Origin of the sequence: Tenacibaculum profundi, assembly GCF_052050075.1 — a bacterium.
Taxonomy (GTDB): Bacteria; Bacteroidota; Bacteroidia; order Flavobacteriales; family Flavobacteriaceae; genus Polaribacter.
On sequence record NZ_CP197225.1, the window covers coordinates 903,604 to 926,651 of the forward strand.

The following is a 23,048-nucleotide window of genomic DNA, read 5'->3' on the forward strand; positions in this document are numbered from 1 at the left end:
TTAACTTAATTTTGATAATTCTAATTCCATACTCTCTTTAAATAACCTTTGTGCTATAAGAGTTTGATTTAGCCAATCTTTTAGCTTTTCATCTTTTATATCAGGAGTTTCTAAAGTGAATTGTAATGATTCAATGAACTTTGATATTTTCTCTTTATCAGGCTTTATAGCTTCCAATCGTAATTGTTCTGCTTTTTCACGAGCCTTTTTTTCTTTCTCTAACTTTGCTTGGCGTTCTGCATCCTCTTTTGCATTTTTATCAGCTTGCTCTTTAGCAATTCTATCAGCCTCAATTTTAGCCAGTCTGTCTTTTTCGGCCTGTATTTCAGCTTTTTCTTTTGCTAATTTTTGCTCCTCCTCAAGTATTTTTTGTTTAGCCTCCTCATCACGTTTTTTTTGTAATTCCTCTTGACGTTTGCGTTCAGCTTCTAATCCCTCCCTTTCTTTACGTGCTTTTTCTTCAGCTGCTTTTTTCTCTTCCTCTAATTTTTTTCGCTCGGCATCTAATCGCTCACGCTCTTTGCGTTGTTCCTCTTTTTCATTTAAGTAGTTGATTTTTTCAGTTAGTTTACCTTTAAGCAACTGTACTTTTTCTTGGAAGTCTAACTCGTATTCGCCATACTTGTCAGTCTCTAGTGTAGACTTTTCAAATACATCTTTGACTAAATCAATTTGATTCAATTCAAGATTATCTATTTTGCTTTTCCAGTCAGAATAATAAGATGAGATACTTTGCTTTATTTTTTCAACACGTTCTTGCTCCAGTCGTTCCTTTTCAGCCTTTTCTTTTGCTTTGATCTCCTCAAATCTTTTAACCTCATTTTGTTGTTTTTCCTCATAAGGAAGGCTAATTGCAATAAGCTCTTTTGATAAATCACTAACCTTTGATCTGAAGTCTTTTATTTTAGATCCTATAAACTGATCTTGCTTTTGAATAGTAGTTCTACCAGTCACTAATGCAGTTCTACGCTTTTTAGCTTCATCATAAGATTTGTTGTCTGTGATTTTGATAAAAGGATTATCGGTAACAAGTTTTTGTTGTTTTTCCTTCCATCCTTGAAATTCAGGTAAGTTTCTAGGGTTAAGTTCTTCTAATTGTAACACTTGAACTTGTAAGGCTTCTGTATTTTCCATATTTTTGAATTATTAAATTTTAATCTTCGGTTTATTTGATTACCACTATTCGCAGTAGTGGTTTTCTTTTTTATCTTTTAGGATTTAATAGTCCTAATAAATATTCTGTTGCTTCAGCATCTGTAATAAGTGTTTTTTTTTTAGGTGTAATTTTTTCCTTTTTTGGAGTTTCAATACCTAACATTTTGTAAAGACGAGGAATCTCTTTTTTTGGTAGAGCCTGGATTACATGATATGCTGTTTCCGCAGTCATTTATTAGCTAGTGATTTTTGGTAGCATTGCTTCTAATTCTGACTTTGCTTTAGTGAAGTAAACTATTGCATCCTCTGATTTTTCAAATGCCTTGTTTATCATCTTGTAAATAGCTTCTTTGTTATCCTCTGTAATAGTTTGAGTTCTGTAATAGATACTTCTCACTGTAGAGTAACTAACATCAACTGTAGCAGAGATGTCAACTAAATCTTTAGTATCTAAAAGCCTATGCAATAATGACTTTTGTTCTTCTGTAATTGGTTTTCCTATTTCTACCATTTCAAATAGTTTTTAATAAATTCTGTAAAAGTTTGCGTTTATAAATGATTTTGTTTCTTCCAATGCTTTAGCATCTAATTCAGTTATTCGATCTTCCTGTTCTTTTTGCTCCTTTAATTTATATAGATTGTCAGCTTCTTTATTGATTATATTTTGTAGTGTTATAATCTGCGTTTCTGTAGGTTCTAATTGATACCACTTTTGATTTTTCATACATCCAAAATCCTCTACAATCACTTTATAATCATCCTCCTCACTTCCGTAGAAACTCATCTCATATATTCCGTTTTTAGATCGAAATCCGATAGTTTCTAAATCACTGCCAGTATCACACTCTACTTTCTGTTTAAGCCTGCTGAATACTCTTGTTTGCATAATTTCTACTATCTTTACTGTTATAAAAGTTTTACAGTTCAAATATAAGTGAAATAATTTCACTTTAAAAAATAAAAGTGTATTAATTTCATTTTTTCATTAAACGAAACTTTATACAACTAATTATGAATGCATCAGAAATTAAAAAAAGACGTAAAGAACTGGGTTTAACTCAAGAACAACTAGCTAAAAAGATTGGAATAACTAAAAGAACAATAATAAATTATGAAAAAGGTGAATTTATTCCAGAATCAAAAGTGAAATTATTACACTCTATATTGTCTAATAAAAATGAAGAGGCAATTCCATTAGACTTCTCAGAATTAAACGTGATGTTTGTCCCTTTGGTTAATCAATATGCCTACGCTGGTTATTTGTCAGGATATGGTGACGATGAATTTATAGAAGGCCTGTCTAAAATTCCTTTTATAGCTGATCAAGAACATAAAGATCAATACTTATGTTTTGAAGTAAAAGGTGATAGTATGGATGATGGTAGTTATGAAAGTTACTTAGAGGGGGATGTCCTATTATGCCTTAATATCCGGCAAGATTACTGGATGAGCAAGTTACACATTAACAAATGGGATTTTGTTGTCGTTCATAAAGAAAAAGGAGTATTAGTTAAAAGGATTACTGAGCATGATGTTGAAAACGGAATACTAACATTACACTCATTAAACGAGTATTATGATGACTTTCAAGTTCATTTGAAAGATGTAGCAAAAATATTTAATATAGTCGATGACAGACGTAAAAGAAACAGAAGATAAACAATAATAAAAGTACACTAAACGGTACACTTTTTTGACAAAAAACAGGGGTTTAAGATAAAAACAGCAAGGTATTTATTGGATTTACAAGCCATTTTTACTAGACTCCAAACTTCATAACCCTGAGGTCGGGGGTTCAAGTCCCCCCTTCGCTACAAGTGTAAAAACATTGCAAAAATGCGGTTTTAGTGTACCTAAAACCGCATTTTTTTATGAATAAAAAACACTTATTTTTGTCCAAAGTATACGATTCTGTATACGATTTTGAAAAAATGAAGTATAAAAAGAAATATTCTGAACCTAAAATTTACACTGGTGGTGTAGATGTAAAAAAATGGAGTAAGCTATCCGAAAGACAAAAAAAAATTGCTTTAAGCAAACAATGGTATGTTTATTTCTCCTTTAGAAACCCCGAAACAGGTTTACTGGAAAGACAAACCCCAATAAAAGGTAACGCAAATAGTCTTAAAACAAAAGAAGGAAGACTTGAAATATTAACAATTTTACGCAACAATTTATCTTTAGCATTGAAAGAAGGACTCTTCCCTACTACCAACGATAATAATCTATCTGACGAAGAAAACCTAACAATAGAAGAAGCCTTTAACTATGTTTTAAAAATTAAAAAAAATACACTTGCTGAAAGTTCTTTTAACAATTTTGAAAATAGGATAATTCGCTTCAAAAAATTCTTAATAGAAAAGGGCTTTCAAAATAAAAATATATCAGCAGTAACAAAAAAAGATGTTTCAAACTATTTGAATATAATTCTAGAAAAAACAAGCCCAAGCAATCGAAATAATAACAGGACAGACTTATCTTCTTTTTTCTCTGTACTTGTTAACGAGGATGTAATTACTCAAAACATTGTTTCTAAAATACCTGTATTAAAATCTAGTCCACAAAAAAATAAAGCTTTTACAGAAGATGAAGTTCAAAATATTTTTGAATATTTAAAAGAGAATGACCTATGGCTTTATTATTTCTGCGCACATATATATTACGGACTATTTAGAAATATTGAAGTCGTTAGAATACAAATCAAAGATGTTAAAATTAATGAGCAGTTAATTCATTCAAAAACAAAAACAGGAATCTATTATAAACAGATACCTAAGATTCTAATAAACGAATTTTACAACAAAATTGATCTTTCAGAATACAATAAGGATTATTTTTTATTTACTAAAGACAATGAACCCAGCCAATGGTTAACACCCGTCAACACAAAATCAGGTAAAAAAACTACAACAACAGAAACAAACAGAAGATCATACTGGGGAAAACGATTCAGCAAAATAGTTAAGAAAAAATTTAATTTTTCAAGCGACCATACAATCTATTCATTAAGACATTCGGCCATAGGTAAAATGTTTTTAGTTAAGCTAAATGACTATAAAAAAGATGATATACCTAACTTTGAAGAAAAAGCACTTGATTTTATTAGAACAATAACAAATCACAAAGACAATAAAACAGTAAAGAACTATTTACGCGAAATAGGTTACTATAAAATTGAAGATTGGTCAGATACATTGAAATAAGTAAATTAAGTTACTTTTTCCTATATATATAATAAGGTAGTCGATTTTCAAAATTATACCCCTTTACAATTATAATATCTAATGTTTTAAAATATTTTTTAAGAACTTCTTTAGTAATCTTAATCTTTGACACTATTATTTCAACATCATTTGTATTAGAGTAAATTATTTTTATTTTTTCAATAGGGGTATCGTAATGATTTAACTCAATCACTTTATCTTTTTGCATAATGAAGACTTAGTTTGGTTTTTTAGGGGGATTATTTTTTGACACTTAATTATTAAGTATCGCATTTTCAGTTTTTTAAAATTCAGAAATCTAGAATAGTTTTTTTGAATTAATCATTTGCTATTTCTTTAATTCTATTATAAACTTCATCTTGTTTTTCTGGTTTCGCATTCCTCAATGCTATTTTAGAGATTTCATACATTTGTTGCCTTGTTTTATTTATTCTCTCTTTATAATACTTCGTAGTTAATAAAACAGCATACGTAACTAAACAAGCAGAAGTTATTGTCATAAAATAATAGACTACATCATTAAAATCCTGAAATCGTTGGAAGATCCAAAAGAATGAGAAAAAACAAATTGAGAGTATATAAGTATGAAAAATTTTACTTCCTATGTTACCCCTTTCTCTCAAATATGACTTTATAAGGTTGTATAAAGCATAAATAAATATACATAACACAAAACCAAATCTTTCTAAAAAATGTCGTAAAGAAATAAAACCATAAACCCTTTTACTTTTATAAATTTTAAGGCATTCTTTATACGCTTTATTCTTTTTTTTATTTATCGCTAAATATTTATCGTATACAGGTGTGCCTTTAACTGAATTTTTAATTTCAGTTAAGGCATTTGTATTCTCTTTTTTTAAATCTTCAAACTTTTTCTTCGCTACAGAGTATTCTAAGTCATCTTTTAATCCAGGTACAAACTGGTGAGAATAAAATAAAATAGCACATAAAACTACTATAAAAATAGTTAATACCTCTCTAGTTTTCTTCGTTATTAGGCCAAGCGTCACCATCATCTTCTCTATGTATAGCATCTTCTTTTTCAATTGATTGTTGGGCTTTGAGTAATTCTTCATGTTCGCTTTGATTATCTGTACATGAAACTAAAAATAAACTGATTGCTAGTAATAATAAAAGTCTTTTTTTCATTTTTAATAAGTCTTATTGTGACCTGTAAAAATATGAAAACCCTTATAATAACTAGGTTTAGTTAGTTATAGTTTCACATTAAAAAATAGTTTGATTAATCCGATGTTGTTGTTTACATTATACTTTTCCTTCGCTCTAGCAATAGTTGTTTTTACAGTACTTAGACTCACTCCTTTTCTTTCAGCAATTTGATTAAAAGAATATTCTTCTAGAAGCGGTATGAACTCCTTCTCTCTTTCGGAAAGTATTATATCATTTTTACGTTCAACTAAATAAGAATCCTCATATTTCATAGGCTCAAAACGATTAACAAAATAAGTTTCTCCATTATTAATAAAATTCATAGCCTCTTGAAAATGAACATCACTAAAATAACATTTTGGTATAAATCCATTTAAACCTAATTTTTTCTGACACAATTCATAAAAAGACTCATCATAATGCTCTGACACCATAATGATATTGAAATTCAACTTATTTTCTTTGAAATACTTTAAAACATCAACACCATCACAATTTGGCATTCGAACATCAAGAAGAATAAAATCAATTTTACTTTTATTCTTTCTCGAATAGTCTATTAGTTCTTGACCGTCTTTAAATATCTTGGTAACCTGAACGTTCGGTATTAGGTTTAAAACCGCTAGATATCCTTCTACATAGCATTGAAAATCCTCCGCTATAACCACTTTAATTTTCTTCATGCAACAAAGCTAAAAAGTATATTTAAAAAAAAATGTAGACCTTTTAGGTATATTTTTATTGAAAATGTTAAAATATAACAATTTACATAGAACACTTGGTTAGATTACTAAAATCTAACCAGTACTACTAATAGCAGCTATAAAATTTTATAGAGGCTACTTTATACCTGAAAATAATAAACAAATTTAGCTAACACATATCTCAGTAAATAAAAAATTTTTATTTACATTGGCAATAAAAGTTATGGCTGAATTTTGTAAAAATTGCGCTCCTAAATATGGAATGAAACCAGACGAAGCTCCTTTATTATGCGAAGAATGCGGTAAAGACATTGAAAAAACATCTTTTTGGAATAAGATTATTAATAGAATAAATGGAAAAAATTTATTATTTCATCTTTAATTTTCTTTTACAGAATATAACCAAACAAACAATTTGGTAGACTTTCTAATAATACACAAACCTTTCGGTTTATCACTCATTAGCTATATTTTTATAGACCGCATTGCACAAAGTTAGTTTTGATTAGTAAATATATTTTTTCCAAACAGGATATTAAATTCAGAAACACTATCTTCTATTATACCTTTCAATTCAATTAACAAATCTTGAAAATTCTCAGATTTTAATCTGATTTTCAACGAATCAAAAACGATAACTTTAATTTCCTCAATACTAAAAAAAGTATTTTTTTCTTTTGAAAATCTCCTCTCAAAAGAGTTTGAGCCTATACAAATTAACATCGTGGCAAAATCAGAATATTTATCTAGTAGATGATTAAATTTTTCGGCTTTAATATTAGTAAGTTTTTCTTGACATTTAAATCTTCTAGAATTTATTGGTTCTGTATATGAAATCAAATCAGAGCTAATTTCATAAATTCTTTTTGCAAAACTTTTTTTATACCAAAGCATTAAATAGTGTTCTTGAAATTCAATGTAAGAAAACAATCTAATATTAGTATAATTTACACTTTCTAGAGCTCCTTTTTGAAATCCCTTTTTTGAAATTATATAACCTATATCTCCTCCAGTTGCATTCATAGTAGTAATGAAACTATGAATTACATGCTGAGGGATATTTTTATTCCAATTTTTGCATTCAATTATATATTTTATTTTATCAACGCTTTTTGGGTCAATTGCATATACATCAACTTCAAATTTTGAAGTTGGGGTTTTTAATTTAACCTCTGTATTAGAGTCTAAACCTATATCATTTAGAATTAAATTAACTTTGTTTTGTAAGTCTTTCCAATTTTTTGGTTCTTTAGTTATCATTAATGGATGAGATTGTCATATGGGAATTTATCAATCGATTCTTTTCGTTTTTTGAAAAACTGTTTACAACAGCTACGTGTAAAAATAGTTAATAAAAGCTACCGTTGGAAAATTCCGTAAGATTTTTCGAAGTAAGCACTTACCGAGCAATTGTTTTTAAACATTGTTACCCAACGTTTTTCTTTCTTGTATTAATTCCGAAGCTACCTTTCTTGCATTAGCCATATAGAGTTTTTCGTTTTCAACAATATATTCCAATTCCGATATGGATTTTTGCTTGTAAATTTCCCTTAATCGTTCTTTCCTTGTTTTGGTAACATACTGTCCCTTAATTCTTTTTAATTCAACAGCTTCTTTAGAATCCGATTTGTTAACATAGGTAAACATTCTAAAACGATATTTGGTGTTTTTAAAAAATGGTTGGTCATGAATAAAATCGTGTAATATACTCGTTAAGTAATATTTGTCTCCATTTTTAAATTCCAATTCCCAATATCCAAAATCAGAAATCATTATTGGAAGTCTTCCTGCTCTATCTATTGCATTTTTGTAATAAATTCCAAGATGATAAGTTGATTTTTCAATGTCTTCTTTTTCATAACTCTTTGTAATTCCGTTTTGATTTATTGAAACTTGCTTTGTCTTCCAGTCTAATGAAAAAGATATATTTCTATTCTCAAAGTAATAGTTTAAAAAAATAGCTATTGTTGGAACAGACATTACTAAAATAACACAACAAAATAATAGCACTGACTGTTGCTTAAAAACGAAATTCATTTCATGCTTTATTCTCCAATAGATTGGTAAAACAGCAATCATTAGAACAACCATAATCAAAAATTCGATTATGATTTTTTTCAAAAGCTTGTTAGATATTTCGTAGGTTTTTCTCAAATGTTGGATAACGTTCCGAGTAAAGTGCGTTGCCGTCCCGCAGGGCGGTTATGCAATTTACTCATTGTTGACAGCCGTATTTTCTATGTTTCTTTAAATATCTCTTTTATATCAATCTCTTTTTGATATTCAGGTTTAAGGACTTCCTTTAGATAATTCTCGAAAATTTCTTTTTTATTGGCCCATTTACCAAATAAAACTCCTTTGAAACTCCAAGCGTAAAATAATTTCTCACTACTTGGATTGAAGTCAAGGTATAGAAAGGTATCTTTAGTTTTAGCAATTTCTTTAACCCAAGACCATGCACGTTTCCATTTTATTTCAAATCGTTTATCTTTTTCTCCAATAACTAATTCAGTCAAAATTCTTTTTTCTTTCCAAGGTTTTGCAATGTTCACAATCCAAACTAATCGATTTCCGCTTAAGTTTTTGTAGAAAACATTTCGCTCGATTACATCATATCCATCCATTGAACTTTTTTGAATTTCTATGACATATTTATCTGTTTTTATATCTGCTCGATGTTCTCTATTCTCACCGCAAATGACTTCACAATTTGCGTCAAGGATAGGTTTTTTCCAAGATGCGTGCCATTCAGATTCAGGCTCATAACCTCTAGGGAACGGTGGTTTTTCACCAGAGTATTTCCAAAATTGTCTATACTTACCTACACATGCCTTTACTTCATATTCGGGAAACCAAATATCTCTTGCGATAGTTCCAGATTTCACCTCTTTTGCATGAGTTTTATTTCCGTTAAGTAATGCGTATTTCATATTTTATGGTTGCCAACGGTCTCGTGTATGATTTCGTTGCGTGTTTAAGCACCTAATTTAGCAAATACAAACCGAATAGAAAATCCGCGAGAATTTTCGTAAGCAAGCATTTACTAGCAATGAATTATACACATTGTTATATGCTGGCTTTTAAATTGTCAATTTTTTTATAGAATTCCTTTTTCAAATCAGTTAAATCTTTTTCTCTTTCGAGATAACCATTTAACCATTTAAGTTGTCTTATAATTTCATTTTTAACATATTCCTCGGACTTTGTATCCTCAAAAATCTCAAATCCATATTCAATAATGAATTTTATAACATCTTGTTTGACTTTTTTATCAATTTTTTTAGTCGATAAACTTCTTGCAATCATAAAAAATTCATCAATTTGCACTCCATTTAAGTTTTTCGAGTTATTCAATTTTTTTAAAAAGAATGAGATATCATACAGAGAGGAAAAAGCATATTTTTTATTGTTAATAATCCAATCTTCTAATTGAATATGTGAGTAGAATTCTATATTTCGATAAATATTATTCTCAATAGCAAAATCTATAATTCTTCTAGTTTTATAAGAATATTCTTGAAATATGTCATTTTCTTGTGATTCAGTTAAATGTTTTGAATTTGAAATTTCACTCAATAGTGTCTGTGTTTCCAAAAAGAAATAATCATATACATTTTTATTATTCTTCTCAATTGAATGTTCTAATGATTTAAAAAATAAATCAGGCAATTCGTTCTTCAAGTAAAACCAATAATTTAAAATTATCTTGTCTCTAGAATCAAAATCTTTTTGTTTAAAAAGATAGTCAGAAGTTGAAAGAATCTCATCTGAATAGTTTACTGAATCTATATGTGCTTTTATAACATGAGTTAATTTATTTAAGAGATAAGGCTGAAGATTGTAGTATGAGTTGTTTTCAATTAGTAATCTAATTAAATCTTGAATTGTTCCATCAATTGGATTATTTCGAATATCTCTAATCTCTTTCTTAGCTAGATGTATATGAGTTCTTAAAAGATTATTTAAAAGTACACCTGTTGTAATTTCATCAGATTCCTCAATCGCTACTTTTTTAAAGTGTCTCGCTAAAAAATTAAAGGCTGATAAATTAATTATTAAATCTTCTTTTTCCGAATCTTTGTCTAACGGTAGAACTAGTTTGTCATATAATCTGTTTATTATAGTTTGTGGTAAACCCCAATCATTTTCTTTAATCGCAGTTATACCAATGTCTTTAAGTTGAGTTAATTTATTCTTTTCTAAAATATCAATTATATTTTTCTCATTAATACTTTGAGGATTATGTAGATTTTTTAAATCCTCTTTATCAATGTTATCTATTAATTTTTTTATAATCTCATAAGAGTTAGAATGTTTAATACTTAATATTAATAGAGGAAATTGAATCAATAAGTTACTGAAAGCTAAAAAACTAGAAAGATACACTAGAGTAATTATTGTATTCTTATCAGAAATTTTTAAAGTTAGCAACACTAAAAAGATAAAAACCAAAGAACTACTAAAAAGGGAAAAAGTTATTTTAATCCAAGGATTATTTAATACAAAATCAAAAGAGTTTCTTTTTATTTTTTTTGAAAATGTATTGTAAGCTAAAAGTAGAATTGTTAATATAAAACTTGAAAACCCAATGACTATAGAAAGTAATCTTAAGATATAAGATTGAGGAGACTCAATTTCTCCAAGTTTTAAAAAATCAGGAATTACTTGTATTAATGGGATTCTGATGATTAAAAATATTGCTAAAAAAACTAATATTAACTTTCCACTATATAAGTTGGAAATTATTTTGAAAAAGTTCTTCATATTCTCATTTGTTCAGCTTGCATATAACGGTCTCGGCTATGAACAGTTGGGGATTTTACGCCCTAACTTTTCAGTTTAACACCGACCTTTATTTTTTGTTTATAGTTTCGTTTTATCACTTTCGCTCCAATTGTTTATAGCCATTGTTGTAGCCAGTGCTTTTTTCATTTTCCAAGTTTTAATATTCTTATCGCTCCTTGAATTACCAAAGCAAAAACGATTGTTCCGATTATCAAGTCAGGTTTGTTCGAGTTTAACCAATTGACTAAAACTCCTGCTGTTATCACTCCCAAATTTATTATCACGTCATTTGAAGTGAAAATCATACTTGCTTTCATATGAGCTTCTTCTTTGCTCTTTGATTTTTGTAGCAAATACAAACAAATTCCGTTAGCAATAAGTGCAAAAATAGAAACGATTATCATTGTCGAGAATTCGGGCAATTTTTCTGCTCCGAAAAATCTTCTCAAAACTTCAATAAATCCAATTACTGCAAGAGTTATTTGAAAATATCCAGCGAGTTTTGCAATTCGTTTTTTTCTTGTCAAAGTTCCGCCAACAGCAAACAAACTAATTCCATAAACAAAACTGTCGGCAAGCATATCCAAACTGTCCGCAACAAGTCCCATTGATTTTGAGATTATTCCTGTTGTCATTTCGATTAGAAAAAAAACAAAATTTATACCGAGTACAGTCCAAAGTAGTTTTCTTTGGTTTGTATTTTCTTTAAAATTGGTCTGGTCAGTTAGTTCGGTCGAGATTCTCTTTCCGCCCAAATTCAGTTCGATAAGTGACTTTTCGATTTGGTCAATTTGTCCGCTGTGAAAAATGGTCAATTTTCGGTTTGGAATGTCAAAGTCCAAATTCGCAATACTTGAAATTCCGTCCAGTTTCATTCGGATTAAATTTTCTTCCGAAGGACAGTCCATTTTTGTAATCTCAAATATCGTTTTGTTCATTCACAGTTTCTTTTTTCGCATTGGCTACAACGGTTTGTATAAACCCCGTTTTAATGGGGTTTATACGCTGTTATAAGCCGTTACGCTTAGTTTTTATCTCTTATTAATTTCTGAACTAAAGCTTTTAATTCTTTTATTTCAGAATTTTGTTTTTTCAGTTCTTCAATTTCTTCTTCTTGTTTTCTATTTTTAGCCTTTTCCTTTTTCAATTCTTTAATTTCTTTTTCTTGTGCAATAGTGTATAATGTCAGTTCTTCAATTTTTTGCAATAATTTAGCATCCATTTCTCCAAGATAAAATCCGTTCTTTTCTACTTCTTCAGCACTTGGAATATCCTTTAAATGTCCTTTTTCTTTGATATGGTTTTCAACTTCAGTTAAGGTTGGTAATTGGTAATCATCATAAAAAACAAAATCAGACCAGTCTGGAAATGCTTCTACCTTAATTTCTCTTGCTCCTATTGAGCCTTCAACTGCTAATTTGTGATTTCCAGTTGTAACTGTGCCTATCCCAACATTACCATCCTTCAAAATTGAAAAATAAATGTTTTGTCTTGCAGCAATATCCTCCGACTCTGTCGAAACTCTGTAGCCAATATCGAATCTATTACCCAATGACGCAGTTTTTTGATGTAAAGTCCAAGAAGAACTTTCATTTGTTAGAGAAATAGAAGAACCATTGCTACCTGCGTTACTTGACATTAATTGAAGTCTCGCATCCATACCTTCAATTATCGAAGTGACATAAAGGTCTTTAATACCGTTTGAATTACCAGTAAATAAATGTTGCTTAGCTTTAGGACTTGTTGTTCCAATTCCTACATTTCCATTTTGTTGAACCCAAAGACTATAAGTATTGTCATCTGTTCCAATATAAACACCTCCTTGATTCGCTGTTCCATAACCAATATGCCCCTTTTTAGACAATCCTTCTCTATGAAACTTTAAGAACTTGGTTTGTTTAGATTTTATTTCTAATTGAGAACTAGGATTTGTTGTTCCAATTCCCACATTACCATTAGGTTTTATTAAAAACCTTACACCTTTTGACCCTGATACACCTGTGTGATCCTCGTAAATAAATAAAGATCTGGTATAAGAAGGGTTACTAGCTTCATACATCCCAATACTCCAACGGTCTGTTTGATTTATTCCTAGTGTTACAAATGGTTGATTAGTCAAATCAGAGAAAATATTCAAGTTTCCTCTTGAATCAAATTGGGCGTTTACTTGCCATGATAATAAAACTACTGCAATTTTAATTGTTGTTTTAATCTGTTTCATTTTTATTGTTTTTTAATTGTCAGATTGAATCGCTTGGATAAGCATTCTATTTCCGAAGAAAAATTTCTCATAGCGATTTCATAATAATTTAAATTTATAATTGTTTTTAAGTTGTTTTCTTTTATGGCTTATAACGGTCTCGTATAACCGTCAGTTACGGGTTTTAAATTACTATTTTTCGATTAATTACTGACGCTCGCAATTCCGAGTGGATTCGGACATAGTCGAATCCGCCGTAATTGCGGTTATACATTGTTGTGCATAGTGTTTTATTCAATCTCTTCAGTTTTTTTAGGTTTCATTTTCCAAATAATCCAAGATACTAAAAAAGAAACTACAATAAGCAAAACTGAAATTCCGATATCTTTTAAGATACATTTTGGATTAGTAATATAATCTCTATGGAAATACCAGAAATAATTGAATACAATTTTATATGTTGTCCAAATTCCGTGAAAAATTGACAATCCGAAAGCTAACAGCCAAAATATTTTTCTATTTATAATAATTGGTAAAGTTAGAATAGCAGTAGGAATAATTATTGCGTAAAAAATATCGAAATAGAATGGGCTAGAGTCATATTTATATTTTACAAAATTCAGTCCGACAAATATCCATAAGAGTAAAATTCCGCCGTAAATCAAACGTTGAATTTTATCATTTTTTAAATATTCAATTATGGAAATTCCTTTTTTCAATTAAGTCGTTTTTTAAATTTTCGAGAATGTTGATCTACATTATGCACAACTAGCGTATATACACAATTGTGTATATTTCCGCTGCAAATATAACATTAATTCAGACCAATCAAAAACACTTAAAAATCAATAGATTAAATAGTTTAAAGACACTTATTATCCGAATACAAACGTTTACAACCGTTTACAAACGACTATAAACGTTTATTTCACCTACCATAATTCCCTCCGAGACCTTTTTCTTTTTAGACACATTACCCCCTATAAAAACTGTGATTCAATCATATAAAATAAAGCTTTTTAAATATTGCTAAAATCTGTAGCAAGGTTTGCAATAATTACAAGCTAAATTTGTAGTATGGGAAGTCCTTATAAATATATCGAGAGAATAAACGGAATAATCAGTGAGAAAGGTGTACCTAAACTCTCACCTAAAGAGTTGAAAAGGTTATTGAAAATCGTAGCACTAGAATATCACGAAAGAGCTTTAAGAGCTAAATACAAAGAAAATGTAAATCAGCACGAAATTTTTTTAATAGGAATGAAAATAACAGATTTAACAGGGAATATAAGCCCCGATAAACTCATTGAAGAAATGGTACGTTTATCAAGGCATCATCTTTAAATTAATTTTCCAACCAACGGTATACTCTTTTTTTCCTGCTATCAGATAATGAAGATATATCGACGCAATCATTTTCATTTATTGGCTTTGGTATGCACTCCGGAGAAAGAACAACGCTCAAATCTTGTGGCTTTTTTATTTTACGTATTGCTATTTCATTTTTTGTCGTTTCTTTATCAATCGCCTTGTGAATCGTTGACTTTACCAAAAGAAAACACACGATAAAACCACCAATAAAACCGACTAAAACCTTTATTACGGTTAATTTCCAAAATCTCATATTCTTTGTATTTCTAGTTCAAATTCTTTCGGCATAATAGCTAGTATTTTTTTCATTACTTTTTTACTTGAAGTAACATCCCGATAACCATCTCCATTGATATCCTTGTGAGCATTACCCGCCAGAAGAAATACTATAGAATAAGTCGATATAAACCAATATTGATATTTTTAAAATAGGAATAAAAAAGGTTCATCAGTTTTTTTAAACCTTAAAAAAAAGGAGTTTGAATATAATGCTTATAAAAAGCTACAGACTTACCCATTCTCTCTTTTTAGATAAAAACAGCTATTTTATTTTATTCTTCTCAAGGAAGTAGGCTACTAAAGATTTTCAATTGTTATCATTGTCTCGCTGAACTTGATTTTCTTTATCACTACCAATGAATATGTCGATATCTGCTGTAATGAGCCTTTGCTTAGTACGCAATCCCATTTCCTCTGATTGATCTTTTTACCAACCACCAGCTTCATGATTGATCCAAAACCTAAGTAATTTAGCATTTTCTTTGCCTACTAATTTAATATATTTCGGGATTACCAGTTCTTCTTTTGTTTTCATTCCTCCATACACGTACTGAGCTGTAATAGCTCCTTCTTGAAGCTTTTCTCTTAGTACTAATACTTTCCCTAATCTTATTAGAAAATGGTTTTCTGGAAGTGTTTTAATAAAAGTATTGACAGCGTCTTTTGTTTTTTGACTTAACGATGGTAACTTACTCACTCTCTTCGATCCTTTTTCTTTTGTCAAAAAGGACTTATATTCTTCTATATCATCATCTTTCAATTTTCTTACTATTTCTTTCTCTTCATCTGTTCATTTGAATTTTCCATACTCTCTAACTTTTTTATCGATCCAAGGATTATCTTTTATAAAATTCTCATTGAACTGTAAATAGAACTCTTTTACAAGCCTATAAATCCTTTTCTCAACCCATTCTCGTTCTTTTTATCCTAAATAATTAACCGTTGAACCATCTGATTATAATTCTAACTGTCTAGTTATTTGCAAAACAATGATCATTACTAATTTATAAATGATTTCTAGATTTTTACGATCTGTCGTATAAAAAAGTTCTATATCTCCTTTTCTTCAATACTTTTTTAATACTAAATTAAACGTAATTTAAACTTTACGTTAATTTCGAAACATTTAAACAATACAGCTTTTTGAATTTCAGAAAATATTTATCTTTCAATATTAGAATTATGGTACTAAAAACTTTTGATAATTAATAATATTAACTAAAATACGCTTTCTAATACTTTTTTTCTACCTAACTTTTCGGGTTTAACTTTACAAATCAACTCTTTACTAAATATTTTTTAAATACATATAACTTTTATTTTCACATATTAATAGCTATTTTTTTACCTCTTTGGCTTTTTTCCTAAAAAATAATTAGCTATTTCTGATTTAGAGTTATTTCTCAATAATCCAGTATCAGCTCTGCTAAATAACGATTGTATGATAAAATTTTTATCCTTTTCATCTACTAATTTATCTTTTATTAGAGCTAAATAAACATATGTCAATTGTTCTTTCTCCTCCGCATCACGTGCCAAATGAAATGAACTAAATGCTACTTTACTTAACACTCCAACTCCATATGCAGCAAAAGAAATAAAAATAACGAATATAATAGACCATTTGATTGCTTGGGCATTACCTTTAACAAAACTCAACAGCATTCCTTCTGATGTTAACCAAAGTAAGCCATAAAGATTAATGCAAGTAAATACAACCACAGCCACTAGCCAATCGATTGCCCTCCATCCTTCATTTTTTAATGTTCTAGCTCTAGATTTCCAATATTCAGCTGGTTTCTTGAGTTTTAATAATTCTTCGTATGTTTTTTCTAATAAACTAATTTTTGCTTTTGAATTTGAATCAAAATCAGAAAAATCTTTTTTTAATCCTTCAAACCATTCATCAAATGATGATTCCTCAGGCTCTTTTGGTTTTTCAGTTTTATTTACAAGATTTTCGAATTTAGTAATATCTTCTATTATTTCTATTTCATTTTTATCTATATATTTTTCTAGCTTCTTTATCAGCTTATTTTCGAATCCCATTTCTTTAGCCTCTTTATTAGGTGATTTTAAAAAATCTTTTACTTCAAAATCATACGCTAAAAATGCGCCTATGAGGCTACTTTTATTATTGATATTAATCGAATCTGAACCTATCATAAATTGATAAGCTCCTTCAAAAAAGTCGGGTCTTTCTTTATTGATTTTCAATAAAAACTTCACTTGTGGGCTATCATAACAAAAAAAGCTTTTACCTTTAAATTTATGAGCTATTGAACTAGTCCAATAACTACTAAGACTTTTTTCGTTACTTTCGTACTGGCACTCTTTAAAAAAATGTTCTGTTCCAGACTTAAGAGATTTAAATTCATTTTTGAGATCTAATAATTTCTTAGGAAGTGATTCATATTTTTCCCAGCCACTAATTTGCTGACTTAAAAATAAATGAATTGCATTTAGTCCTTTAAGCTCAATATTAAAATGAGGGACATTTATATTTACTTTAACTAAACTAAACCATTTTGGTAGTTTTGTTTCATTAATATTAATTTCTAACTCTTTTGTTATCATTTCTCAATTATTTTTTTAAAAAAACACTATAAACACATATAATCACACTTCCCAATATCCAATTATTTTTCATGTCTAAAATGAAGTTTACCACAATTAAAATGACGGAAAACAGCACCTGTCTTTTTTAAAAAATTTAGATAAATTAATGCTAAAAAACATTTCGAAAAATTACAGTAAATGATATTTAAATACACTTATGATACCGTTTGAAGAGATCTCTAGAATATAAAGTCATATTACATCTTCAGTTTTAGCATTACTTGCGTAAGGATGTTGATTTTAATCAATAAACTTGTTAAAAAAACAAATCAGTTTATATTCTCAAGAAATACATATAACTTAACCAAAGTAAGTTAGTTTCCTTTTAATCGTTTATAATATATCTACTTCAAACTTATGTTCTATTTTAAAATACTATTTCCAATATAATTAAAATGAGTAATAATAGTTCGATCAAAAAGTATGTGTTGTTTAATTTCAAAGTCTGATTCAATCGATACAAAGCTGCTCCTTTAAATATTACTCCCCTATCTAACAGTTGCTGTCTTTATGAATAGTACTATTATTCTCTATTTCGTAATCATTACGCTATGTTTGTATCTATTGTACTAATAAATTCTCTAAACCATCAATAACTCACCAAAGTTTAAAAACATTGTTTTTTAGGCTTCTATTTTTTTACACCTATCATAATTCGTAAAGTTCAATTGGTAAATTATCAGGATCAAAAAAGAATGTGAATTTCTTATTCGTATATTCGTCTATGCGAATGGGTTCAGTTATGACATTTCTTGATTGTAAAAATTGAATTTCATTTTCAATATTTTTTACACCAAAAGCGATATGCCTTAATCCTGTTGCTTCAGGTCTTGTTAATCTTTGAGGTGGATTTGGAAAAGAAAAAAGTTCAATCAAATAATGTCCATTAAAAGAAAGATCTAGTTTGTATGACTGTTTTTCTTGCCTATAAACTTCGTTTTCAATATTGAAACTCAAAATTTCTGTATAAAATTGTTTTGATTTTTGATAATCAGAACAGATTATGGCAATATGATGAATTTTTTCTATTTGCATTTGATTAATGTAATCATTTTATAAATGATTATACCAAACGTTTATGTTAAATACGTTTTTACACAGATTTTTTGTAGTTTTTAACCTTTTCACTTGTATTAATTCAATCATTTTCTCTTCAGCTAAAACAAGCAATTCCATAATACTAGAAAATATAAATTAAAATTTCGCACTGTACTAGAAATAACTTTTCTTATGACTTCTATTATTTAGATGTAATTTATTGCGTAAAAGGTGCGCGAGTTCTTTTAAGCTGAAATAAAAAAATTAGTAGGATTGAATTTTTATTGTTGCTTTAATCTGTCTCATATATACTGTTTTTTTAAGTATCAGATTCAATCGCCTAAACAAGAACTCTCTTCCCAAAGAAAATTTTTAATAGTGATTTTATCTTTATTAAATTTATAATTGTTTTTAACTTATTTACAAACGTTTAGTCATGACGTAAATTTAGTGTGCAAATATATTCTATTTTGAAACTATCGCTACCTTTATTTTAAGTTGATATTCTATAAGAGAAGTGTTTACCTATTTTCTTTATGTTAGCGATGTTTTTTAGTTTTTTTAGACACTAGTAATCCAATTTTTTTTTATAACTAAAACCCCTTTTTTAATAACTAAATCTCCACTTAATATCTTGATATTGCCTGAAATTACAAGTACGTATTAATAAAATTTCCCCTATATCTAATCCTTCTAGTTATTAATACGTATTTTTTTTACTGATCCCATTTTATATTTTAAATTACCACAATAAAAATTTCTTTACTCTATTTATTTCAGCATAATAAAAGGCATCAGTTTCAGTTGTAACTTACTTTTTTTCTTTATCTAAATAAAATTCTTTCTTTTTCTTTACTGTAATTTCAAATATTAAGTATAATTGTATGCTTAAACATTTAAAAAACACCTTAAAAGGTGTTTTTTAAAAAGAATTATTGCGTTTAAATCTTCTGCGAATAATAACTAACTTTCAATTTCTTGCAAAGTATTTCTACGAATTTGAGACCGAATTTCTTTCAAAGTTATGTCTTTCAATAATTTTCCATTTTTAAAAACTTCTTTCAATTCACCCTTTTTTTCTTCCTCCCAGCTTACCTGATCATGCAACTTGTACGCTCCATCTTCAAATGTTATTTTAAGAAGTCCTTTTGCTGATTTTTTTGTACCATCATCAGTTATTGGATCTTTAAATATTTCACGACCATTGCCATTTACCTCTCCATAAGTAGCTTTCATGGCAAACCCAAAAGTATCTCTTGTATTATATTGATAGGTAAAAGAACCTATTCCAAGAACTACATTAGTCGAAGCAAATCCTTTCTCTTTTAAGCGCTCGCAAATCTGTTTCGCTCTATCCAACGTAATACTATCGCCATAAATCGCTCCAATATGAGAAGTAAGTTCTTTATACCCCTTTTTATTAATGCTACCGCCAAAAGTTTCCCAAAGAAGCTCTACTACTCCTTTCGTTTCTTCTGAAGTTTTACCATGGGTATTTCCACAAATAATATCAACCGGATCTCCGCTATCGGGTCTAATAACCAATTTACCATCACGTGCCAAAACTTCTTCTTTCAAATTTGGTAAATATTCTGTGAGAACTTTCCATAAGTCCCAAGTATCTGAAACTACAGAAACCACTCCCTTTGGATACACTTCTGTAATTAAACGCTTAAATGTTTCTTCTTCTCCGCTATTGGTTCCCATACACATCACCGAATGTTCCGTAGCAGCTACAGACCCTCCGATAAGTTCTTTATCTGAATTCGCATTATAATACTCTTCAAAAAAATCTATTGATGGAATGGTATCTGTCCCTGTAAAGCTTAATAAGTGCCCTGCCGAACTCATCATAGCTGCCTCTAAACCAGCCATCCCTCTCATTGAGAAATCATGACCTTGCCAATCTACAAATTCAGGCATTGATGATGTTTCTTTTGCATATTGATCTAATATTTTTCGATATTCTTTAGCTACGGTTGCGGAATTACAAGGCATCCAAACGGTTGTAGACAATAATGTTTCAAAATAATTGGTTAACCAAAAAAAATCAGGTAACGTATTATACATCGTAAACATAGGCACTCTTATAGGTACTGAAGCCCCCTCTGGTAAAGCTTTTATAACCATAGGTATGTATCCTAAATCATGTAAAGCTTCTATATGCTTTACCCCAACAGCATTTTCGCCTAAATAATTATTTATTCTTCTACTATATTTTTTACAAACTTGCTCTTTTGGTTGATTGAAGAAATTGTTTTGAAAATCTTGAATAATATATTTTTTAATAAAGTATTGTAAGCCAAAAAATACAACTTTATCAATTCCACTAATTCTACTTTTTCTTGGTGTCCAATTTGAATATACTAAAGTAGTACCTTCAGGATACTGTCTTCTGTGATCTACTTTATAACCGTCGGTATATAATAAAGGGTTCATCGTTTATTGTTTTAATTCGTTTATTAATTTAGATAATTGATTATACACTTGTTTTAAACCAGCTCTATCATCTAGGTATGCATTGGCATATATTTTTCTACTATTTGATTTATAATAAGGAGGATTATCGTTAATGGTATCAAAAGGGATTTTATATTCGTTTAAATAATTTTCAACAAATGCTAAATTTTGTTGGCCTGTCCAACAGATCAAATAACAACCAATCGCTTTTAGTTCTCTTAAGAGTAAAATTACATGGTTATATTCCCTTCCTTTTTTATGAAAATCATAAACAGTATCATCAAAATCAAAAGCAATAGTTAAACTTTTATATTTAAAATATTCTTCTTTAAGTCGATTATAAGAGTGAGTATTATTAAGATAATAGTCCATTAGATAATTTTATTTGTGTGACCCTTGTTTCTCCATTGATCGTTTTAAAAGAATCTGTGGTATAAATACGGTCAAAATATTTTTCTAAAGAATCAAAACCTTTGCTGAAAATACCGTGACTTACAGCTAAATATAATTTTCCTGCGTTTTTTGCTTTTAACTCTTTAGCTAGCCCTAAAAATGTACCACCACCATCACAAATGTCATCTACAATTAAGCAATCTTTCCCTTCTAAATCATCAGAATACACTTTAAAACCGTCTAATTTTCCTGTTTTAACATCTCTAGATTTAGAACATTCAACAACCGCATACGATTTTAAATATGACGCTACTTTGTATATTTTCTTTAGTGCTCCTCCATCTGGTGAAATTAGTAATAAGTCATTTGAAAGCTCCTTTGTAATTTGCTCTATAAATTTGTGGTTGTCTATAACTTTGCAATTATTTAATAAAGCCGGAGTTACTTCCGAATGTGGGTCGTATATTTTTACTGTATTAAAATTTTGACTATTTAATAATGCTGCATACACCTTTACCGACAATGCTTCCCCTTCAACCATCAATCGATCTTGCCTAGCTCCTGGAAAATACGGTAAAAACAGGTTCATTTTCTCAATACCCATATTTTTTAAAGCATTTACCGCTAAAAATAACACTCCTAAGTCATTAAAGGATTGAATGCGATGGTTAATATTAACTTCTTTAACAGAAGAAAGGTTGGATGTAATTTTAATATGGGGCTCCCCTCCTGAAAATATAAAAAAGTCAAATTCAATTTCTTGCTGATGGGGATAAGGCTTAAAACCTGTATCTAAATTTAAAACCATATTGTGTATATTTTACACAAAGTTAGTTTTTTTTGTAATAACTAAAAAATGTTTTTAAGCAAATCTAATCTCAAAATGAAATCCTTTACTCTCAAACTCTTTATATTTTGCGTGATTGAATCTAAACATTTTAGCTGGACGTCCATTAGAAGGTTTATATATTTTTCCAGTATCTTCTAAAATTCCGAAACTCATTATTTTTTTTCTAAAATTTCTTCTATCTATTTTCTTATTTAACAAAGTTTGGTATAAATTTTCTATTTCCGAAAAAGGAAACTCTTTATTTAGCAACTCGAAACCAATAGGTTGGTAATTTATTTTATTCTGAAGTCGTGTCATCCCTGTTTTCACTATTTCATTATGATCAAATGCTAAATCTGGTATTGTATGTACATCAAACCACTTTGCATCTTTCGCATCTGTAGCAGCCTTTAAAATAACATTTTCTGGATTTATCAATGCTAAATAAGCTATTGAAATAACTCGTTCTCTTTTATCTCTATCAATTTCACCAAAGCTATATAATTGTTCAAGATAATTAACCTCTACTCCCGTTTCTTCTTTTAATTCTCTTATTACAGCTTGATCTAGCGTTTCATTATCTTTAACAAACCCTCCAGGAAGTGCCCATTTATTCTTTTCAATGCCAAACTTCTGCTGAATTAGTAGTATTTGTAGCTTATTATTAGAGTAACCGTACACTACAGCATCAACAGCTACTTTAATATTTTGAGTAAACTGCATATTCGTTTTATTCACAAATTTAACAATATTTAACCTCTTAGTAATACCCATCAATACTACTTTCTACGTAATGTATGATATGTATTCATATGCTATTT

The 23,048-nt window shown here is 28.9% G+C and carries 27 protein-coding genes; 4 read left to right on the forward strand and 23 right to left on the reverse strand.

The features are described 5' to 3' along the window. The 4 genes from ACSIGE_RS03670 to ACSIGE_RS03685 form a co-directional block, all read right to left on the reverse strand. Window positions 1-1,134, reverse strand: coding sequence for a hypothetical protein (locus ACSIGE_RS03670; protein ID WP_440881437.1), 1,134 nt, complete (start codon window positions 1,132-1,134; stop codon window positions 1-3). A 70-nt stretch (window positions 1,135-1,204) separates the two neighbouring features. Next, window positions 1,205-1,387 carry a hypothetical protein gene (locus ACSIGE_RS03675; RefSeq protein ID WP_440881438.1) on the reverse strand — a complete coding sequence of 61 codons (183 nt, stop codon included), beginning with the start codon at window positions 1,385-1,387 and terminating at the stop codon, window positions 1,205-1,207. A gap of 3 nt (window positions 1,388-1,390) precedes the next feature. Then, complete coding sequence (locus ACSIGE_RS03680; RefSeq protein ID WP_440881439.1) at window positions 1,391-1,666, reverse strand: hypothetical protein; 276 nt, start codon at window positions 1,664-1,666, stop codon at window positions 1,391-1,393. A gap of 12 nt (window positions 1,667-1,678) precedes the next feature. Next, window positions 1,679-2,041: a hypothetical protein gene (locus ACSIGE_RS03685; protein WP_440881440.1), complete on the reverse strand. Its 363-nt coding sequence runs from the start codon at window positions 2,039-2,041 to the stop codon at window positions 1,679-1,681. A 125-nt stretch (window positions 2,042-2,166) separates the two neighbouring features. Between ACSIGE_RS03685 and ACSIGE_RS03690 the strand changes: the two genes are divergently transcribed. Together ACSIGE_RS03690 and ACSIGE_RS03695 are read left to right on the forward strand one after the other, a co-directional pair. Then, window positions 2,167-2,814, forward strand: a complete 648-nt coding sequence (locus tag ACSIGE_RS03690; RefSeq protein WP_440881441.1) for a helix-turn-helix domain-containing protein — start codon at window positions 2,167-2,169, stop codon at window positions 2,812-2,814. Window positions 2,815-3,026: 212 nt separating this feature from the next. Beyond that, window positions 3,027-4,358 (forward strand): tyrosine-type recombinase/integrase, encoded by a 1,332-nt coding sequence (locus ACSIGE_RS03695; RefSeq protein WP_440881442.1) that lies wholly within the window; start codon window positions 3,027-3,029, stop codon window positions 4,356-4,358. A 10-nt stretch (window positions 4,359-4,368) separates the two neighbouring features. Here the strand turns inward: ACSIGE_RS03695 and ACSIGE_RS03700 are convergent, their stop codons facing one another. The 4 genes from ACSIGE_RS03700 to ACSIGE_RS03715 all read right to left on the reverse strand — a co-directional run bounded on the left by ACSIGE_RS03700 (window position 4,369) and on the right by ACSIGE_RS03715 (window position 6,232). Continuing rightward, the gene (locus tag ACSIGE_RS03700; protein ID WP_440881443.1) at window positions 4,369-4,587 is read right to left on the reverse strand and encodes a hypothetical protein; all 219 of its coding nucleotides are present in this window, start codon (window positions 4,585-4,587) and stop codon (window positions 4,369-4,371) included. A gap of 109 nt (window positions 4,588-4,696) precedes the next feature. Next, window positions 4,697-5,395: a hypothetical protein gene (locus ACSIGE_RS03705; RefSeq protein ID WP_440881444.1), complete on the reverse strand. Its 699-nt coding sequence runs from the start codon at window positions 5,393-5,395 to the stop codon at window positions 4,697-4,699. Next, window positions 5,358-5,528: a hypothetical protein gene (locus ACSIGE_RS03710; RefSeq protein ID WP_440881445.1), complete on the reverse strand. Its 171-nt coding sequence runs from the start codon at window positions 5,526-5,528 to the stop codon at window positions 5,358-5,360. The genes ACSIGE_RS03705 and ACSIGE_RS03710 overlap by 38 nt, the downstream gene beginning before the upstream one ends. A gap of 65 nt (window positions 5,529-5,593) precedes the next feature. Beyond that, window positions 5,594-6,232, reverse strand: a complete 639-nt coding sequence (locus ACSIGE_RS03715) for a response regulator (protein WP_440881446.1) — start codon at window positions 6,230-6,232, stop codon at window positions 5,594-5,596. Window positions 6,233-6,461: 229 nt separating this feature from the next. Here ACSIGE_RS03715 and ACSIGE_RS03720 point away from each other — a divergent pair, with 229 nt between their 5' ends. Continuing rightward, window positions 6,462-6,635, forward strand: a complete 174-nt coding sequence (locus ACSIGE_RS03720; RefSeq protein WP_440881447.1) for a hypothetical protein — start codon at window positions 6,462-6,464, stop codon at window positions 6,633-6,635. A gap of 113 nt (window positions 6,636-6,748) precedes the next feature. On the opposite strand, the gene ACSIGE_RS03725 is transcribed toward ACSIGE_RS03720, so the two are convergent. From ACSIGE_RS03725 to ACSIGE_RS03755, 7 genes are all read right to left on the reverse strand, one after another. Further along, complete coding sequence (locus tag ACSIGE_RS03725) at window positions 6,749-7,513, reverse strand: restriction endonuclease (protein ID WP_440881448.1); 765 nt, start codon at window positions 7,511-7,513, stop codon at window positions 6,749-6,751. 156 nt (window positions 7,514-7,669) lie between these two features. Beyond that, window positions 7,670-8,374 carry a hypothetical protein gene (locus ACSIGE_RS03730; RefSeq protein ID WP_440881449.1) on the reverse strand — a complete coding sequence of 235 codons (705 nt, stop codon included), beginning with the start codon at window positions 8,372-8,374 and terminating at the stop codon, window positions 7,670-7,672. Between the two features lie 116 nt (window positions 8,375-8,490). After that, entirely contained in the window at window positions 8,491-9,183 is a 693-nt protein-coding gene (locus tag ACSIGE_RS03735) for a hypothetical protein (RefSeq protein ID WP_440881450.1), read from the reverse strand. Between the two features lie 136 nt (window positions 9,184-9,319). Beyond that, window positions 9,320-11,017, reverse strand: coding sequence for a DUF2254 family protein (locus ACSIGE_RS03740; RefSeq protein WP_440881451.1), 1,698 nt, complete (start codon window positions 11,015-11,017; stop codon window positions 9,320-9,322). Between the two features lie 164 nt (window positions 11,018-11,181). Then, a complete protein-coding gene (locus ACSIGE_RS03745; RefSeq protein WP_440881452.1) occupies window positions 11,182-11,976 on the reverse strand; it encodes a cation transporter in 795 nt (264 codons plus the stop codon). Between the two features lie 86 nt (window positions 11,977-12,062). Then, entirely contained in the window at window positions 12,063-13,259 is a 1,197-nt protein-coding gene (locus ACSIGE_RS03750; RefSeq protein ID WP_440881453.1) for a hypothetical protein, read from the reverse strand. A 269-nt stretch (window positions 13,260-13,528) separates the two neighbouring features. Then, window positions 13,529-13,957 carry a hypothetical protein gene (locus ACSIGE_RS03755; RefSeq protein ID WP_440881454.1) on the reverse strand — a complete coding sequence of 143 codons (429 nt, stop codon included), beginning with the start codon at window positions 13,955-13,957 and terminating at the stop codon, window positions 13,529-13,531. A 358-nt stretch (window positions 13,958-14,315) separates the two neighbouring features. Here ACSIGE_RS03755 and ACSIGE_RS03760 point away from each other — a divergent pair, with 358 nt between their 5' ends. Next, the gene (locus ACSIGE_RS03760) at window positions 14,316-14,582 is read left to right on the forward strand and encodes a hypothetical protein (protein ID WP_440881455.1); all 267 of its coding nucleotides are present in this window, start codon (window positions 14,316-14,318) and stop codon (window positions 14,580-14,582) included. A 1-nt stretch (window position 14,583) separates the two neighbouring features. On the opposite strand, the gene ACSIGE_RS03765 is transcribed toward ACSIGE_RS03760, so the two are convergent. From ACSIGE_RS03765 to ACSIGE_RS03800, 8 genes are all read right to left on the reverse strand, one after another. Next, entirely contained in the window at window positions 14,584-14,862 is a 279-nt protein-coding gene (locus ACSIGE_RS03765) for a hypothetical protein (RefSeq protein WP_440881456.1), read from the reverse strand. 453 nt (window positions 14,863-15,315) lie between these two features. Beyond that, window positions 15,316-15,648 (reverse strand): hypothetical protein, encoded by a 333-nt coding sequence (locus tag ACSIGE_RS03770; RefSeq protein ID WP_440881457.1) that lies wholly within the window; start codon window positions 15,646-15,648, stop codon window positions 15,316-15,318. Window positions 15,649-16,232: 584 nt separating this feature from the next. Further along, a complete protein-coding gene (locus ACSIGE_RS03775) occupies window positions 16,233-17,465 on the reverse strand; it encodes a DUF6161 domain-containing protein (RefSeq protein ID WP_440881458.1) in 1,233 nt (410 codons plus the stop codon). Window positions 17,466-18,155: 690 nt separating this feature from the next. Beyond that, window positions 18,156-18,542 (reverse strand): SMU1112c/YaeR family gloxylase I-like metalloprotein, encoded by a 387-nt coding sequence (gene gloA2, locus ACSIGE_RS03780; protein ID WP_440881459.1) that lies wholly within the window; start codon window positions 18,540-18,542, stop codon window positions 18,156-18,158. A 966-nt stretch (window positions 18,543-19,508) separates the two neighbouring features. After that, window positions 19,509-20,984 carry a nicotinate phosphoribosyltransferase gene (locus tag ACSIGE_RS03785; RefSeq protein WP_440881460.1) on the reverse strand — a complete coding sequence of 492 codons (1,476 nt, stop codon included), beginning with the start codon at window positions 20,982-20,984 and terminating at the stop codon, window positions 19,509-19,511. A 3-nt stretch (window positions 20,985-20,987) separates the two neighbouring features. After that, window positions 20,988-21,377, reverse strand: coding sequence for a hypothetical protein (locus ACSIGE_RS03790; protein WP_440881461.1), 390 nt, complete (start codon window positions 21,375-21,377; stop codon window positions 20,988-20,990). Next, window positions 21,361-22,206 (reverse strand): ribose-phosphate diphosphokinase, encoded by an 846-nt coding sequence (prs, locus tag ACSIGE_RS03795; RefSeq protein WP_440881462.1) that lies wholly within the window; start codon window positions 22,204-22,206, stop codon window positions 21,361-21,363. Before prs ends, ACSIGE_RS03790 begins: the two co-directional genes overlap by 17 nt. 54 nt (window positions 22,207-22,260) lie before the next feature. Then, a complete protein-coding gene (locus ACSIGE_RS03800; protein ID WP_440882179.1) occupies window positions 22,261-22,950 on the reverse strand; it encodes an NUDIX hydrolase in 690 nt (229 codons plus the stop codon). Window positions 22,951-23,048 lie beyond the last annotated feature (98 nt).

Coding starts and splice junctions, on each gene's coding strand:
- ACSIGE_RS03725 (WP_440881448.1), bottom strand. CDS start 7,513: ATGATAACTAAAGAACCAAAAAATTGGAAAGACTTACAAAACAAAGTT.
- gloA2 (WP_440881459.1), bottom strand. CDS start 18,542: ATGCAAATAGAAAAAATTCATCATATTGCCATAATCTGTTCTGATTAT.
- ACSIGE_RS03710 (WP_440881445.1), bottom strand. CDS start 5,528: ATGAAAAAAAGACTTTTATTATTACTAGCAATCAGTTTATTTTTAGTT.
- ACSIGE_RS03715 (WP_440881446.1), bottom strand. CDS start 6,232: ATGAAGAAAATTAAAGTGGTTATAGCGGAGGATTTTCAATGCTATGTA.
- ACSIGE_RS03705 (WP_440881444.1), bottom strand. CDS start 5,395: ATGATGGTGACGCTTGGCCTAATAACGAAGAAAACTAGAGAGGTATTA.
- ACSIGE_RS03745 (WP_440881452.1), bottom strand. CDS start 11,976: ATGAACAAAACGATATTTGAGATTACAAAAATGGACTGTCCTTCGGAA.
- ACSIGE_RS03680 (WP_440881439.1), bottom strand. CDS start 1,666: ATGGTAGAAATAGGAAAACCAATTACAGAAGAACAAAAGTCATTATTG.
- ACSIGE_RS03760 (WP_440881455.1), top strand. CDS start 14,316: ATGGGAAGTCCTTATAAATATATCGAGAGAATAAACGGAATAATCAGT.
- ACSIGE_RS03775 (WP_440881458.1), bottom strand. CDS start 17,465: ATGATAACAAAAGAGTTAGAAATTAATATTAATGAAACAAAACTACCA.
- prs (WP_440881462.1), bottom strand. CDS start 22,206: ATGGTTTTAAATTTAGATACAGGTTTTAAGCCTTATCCCCATCAGCAA.
- ACSIGE_RS03790 (WP_440881461.1), bottom strand. CDS start 21,377: ATGGACTATTATCTTAATAATACTCACTCTTATAATCGACTTAAAGAA.
- ACSIGE_RS03800 (WP_440882179.1), bottom strand. CDS start 22,950: ATGCAGTTTACTCAAAATATTAAAGTAGCTGTTGATGCTGTAGTGTAC.
- ACSIGE_RS03750 (WP_440881453.1), bottom strand. CDS start 13,259: ATGAAACAGATTAAAACAACAATTAAAATTGCAGTAGTTTTATTATCA.
- ACSIGE_RS03690 (WP_440881441.1), top strand. CDS start 2,167: ATGAATGCATCAGAAATTAAAAAAAGACGTAAAGAACTGGGTTTAACT.
- ACSIGE_RS03765 (WP_440881456.1), bottom strand. CDS start 14,862: ATGAGATTTTGGAAATTAACCGTAATAAAGGTTTTAGTCGGTTTTATT.
- ACSIGE_RS03685 (WP_440881440.1), bottom strand. CDS start 2,041: ATGCAAACAAGAGTATTCAGCAGGCTTAAACAGAAAGTAGAGTGTGAT.
- ACSIGE_RS03675 (WP_440881438.1), bottom strand. CDS start 1,387: ATGACTGCGGAAACAGCATATCATGTAATCCAGGCTCTACCAAAAAAA.
- ACSIGE_RS03785 (WP_440881460.1), bottom strand. CDS start 20,984: ATGAACCCTTTATTATATACCGACGGTTATAAAGTAGATCACAGAAGA.
- ACSIGE_RS03670 (WP_440881437.1), bottom strand. CDS start 1,134: ATGGAAAATACAGAAGCCTTACAAGTTCAAGTGTTACAATTAGAAGAA.
- ACSIGE_RS03695 (WP_440881442.1), top strand. CDS start 3,027: ATGAATAAAAAACACTTATTTTTGTCCAAAGTATACGATTCTGTATAC.
- ACSIGE_RS03700 (WP_440881443.1), bottom strand. CDS start 4,587: ATGCAAAAAGATAAAGTGATTGAGTTAAATCATTACGATACCCCTATT.
- ACSIGE_RS03735 (WP_440881450.1), bottom strand. CDS start 9,183: ATGAAATACGCATTACTTAACGGAAATAAAACTCATGCAAAAGAGGTG.
- ACSIGE_RS03740 (WP_440881451.1), bottom strand. CDS start 11,017: ATGAAGAACTTTTTCAAAATAATTTCCAACTTATATAGTGGAAAGTTA.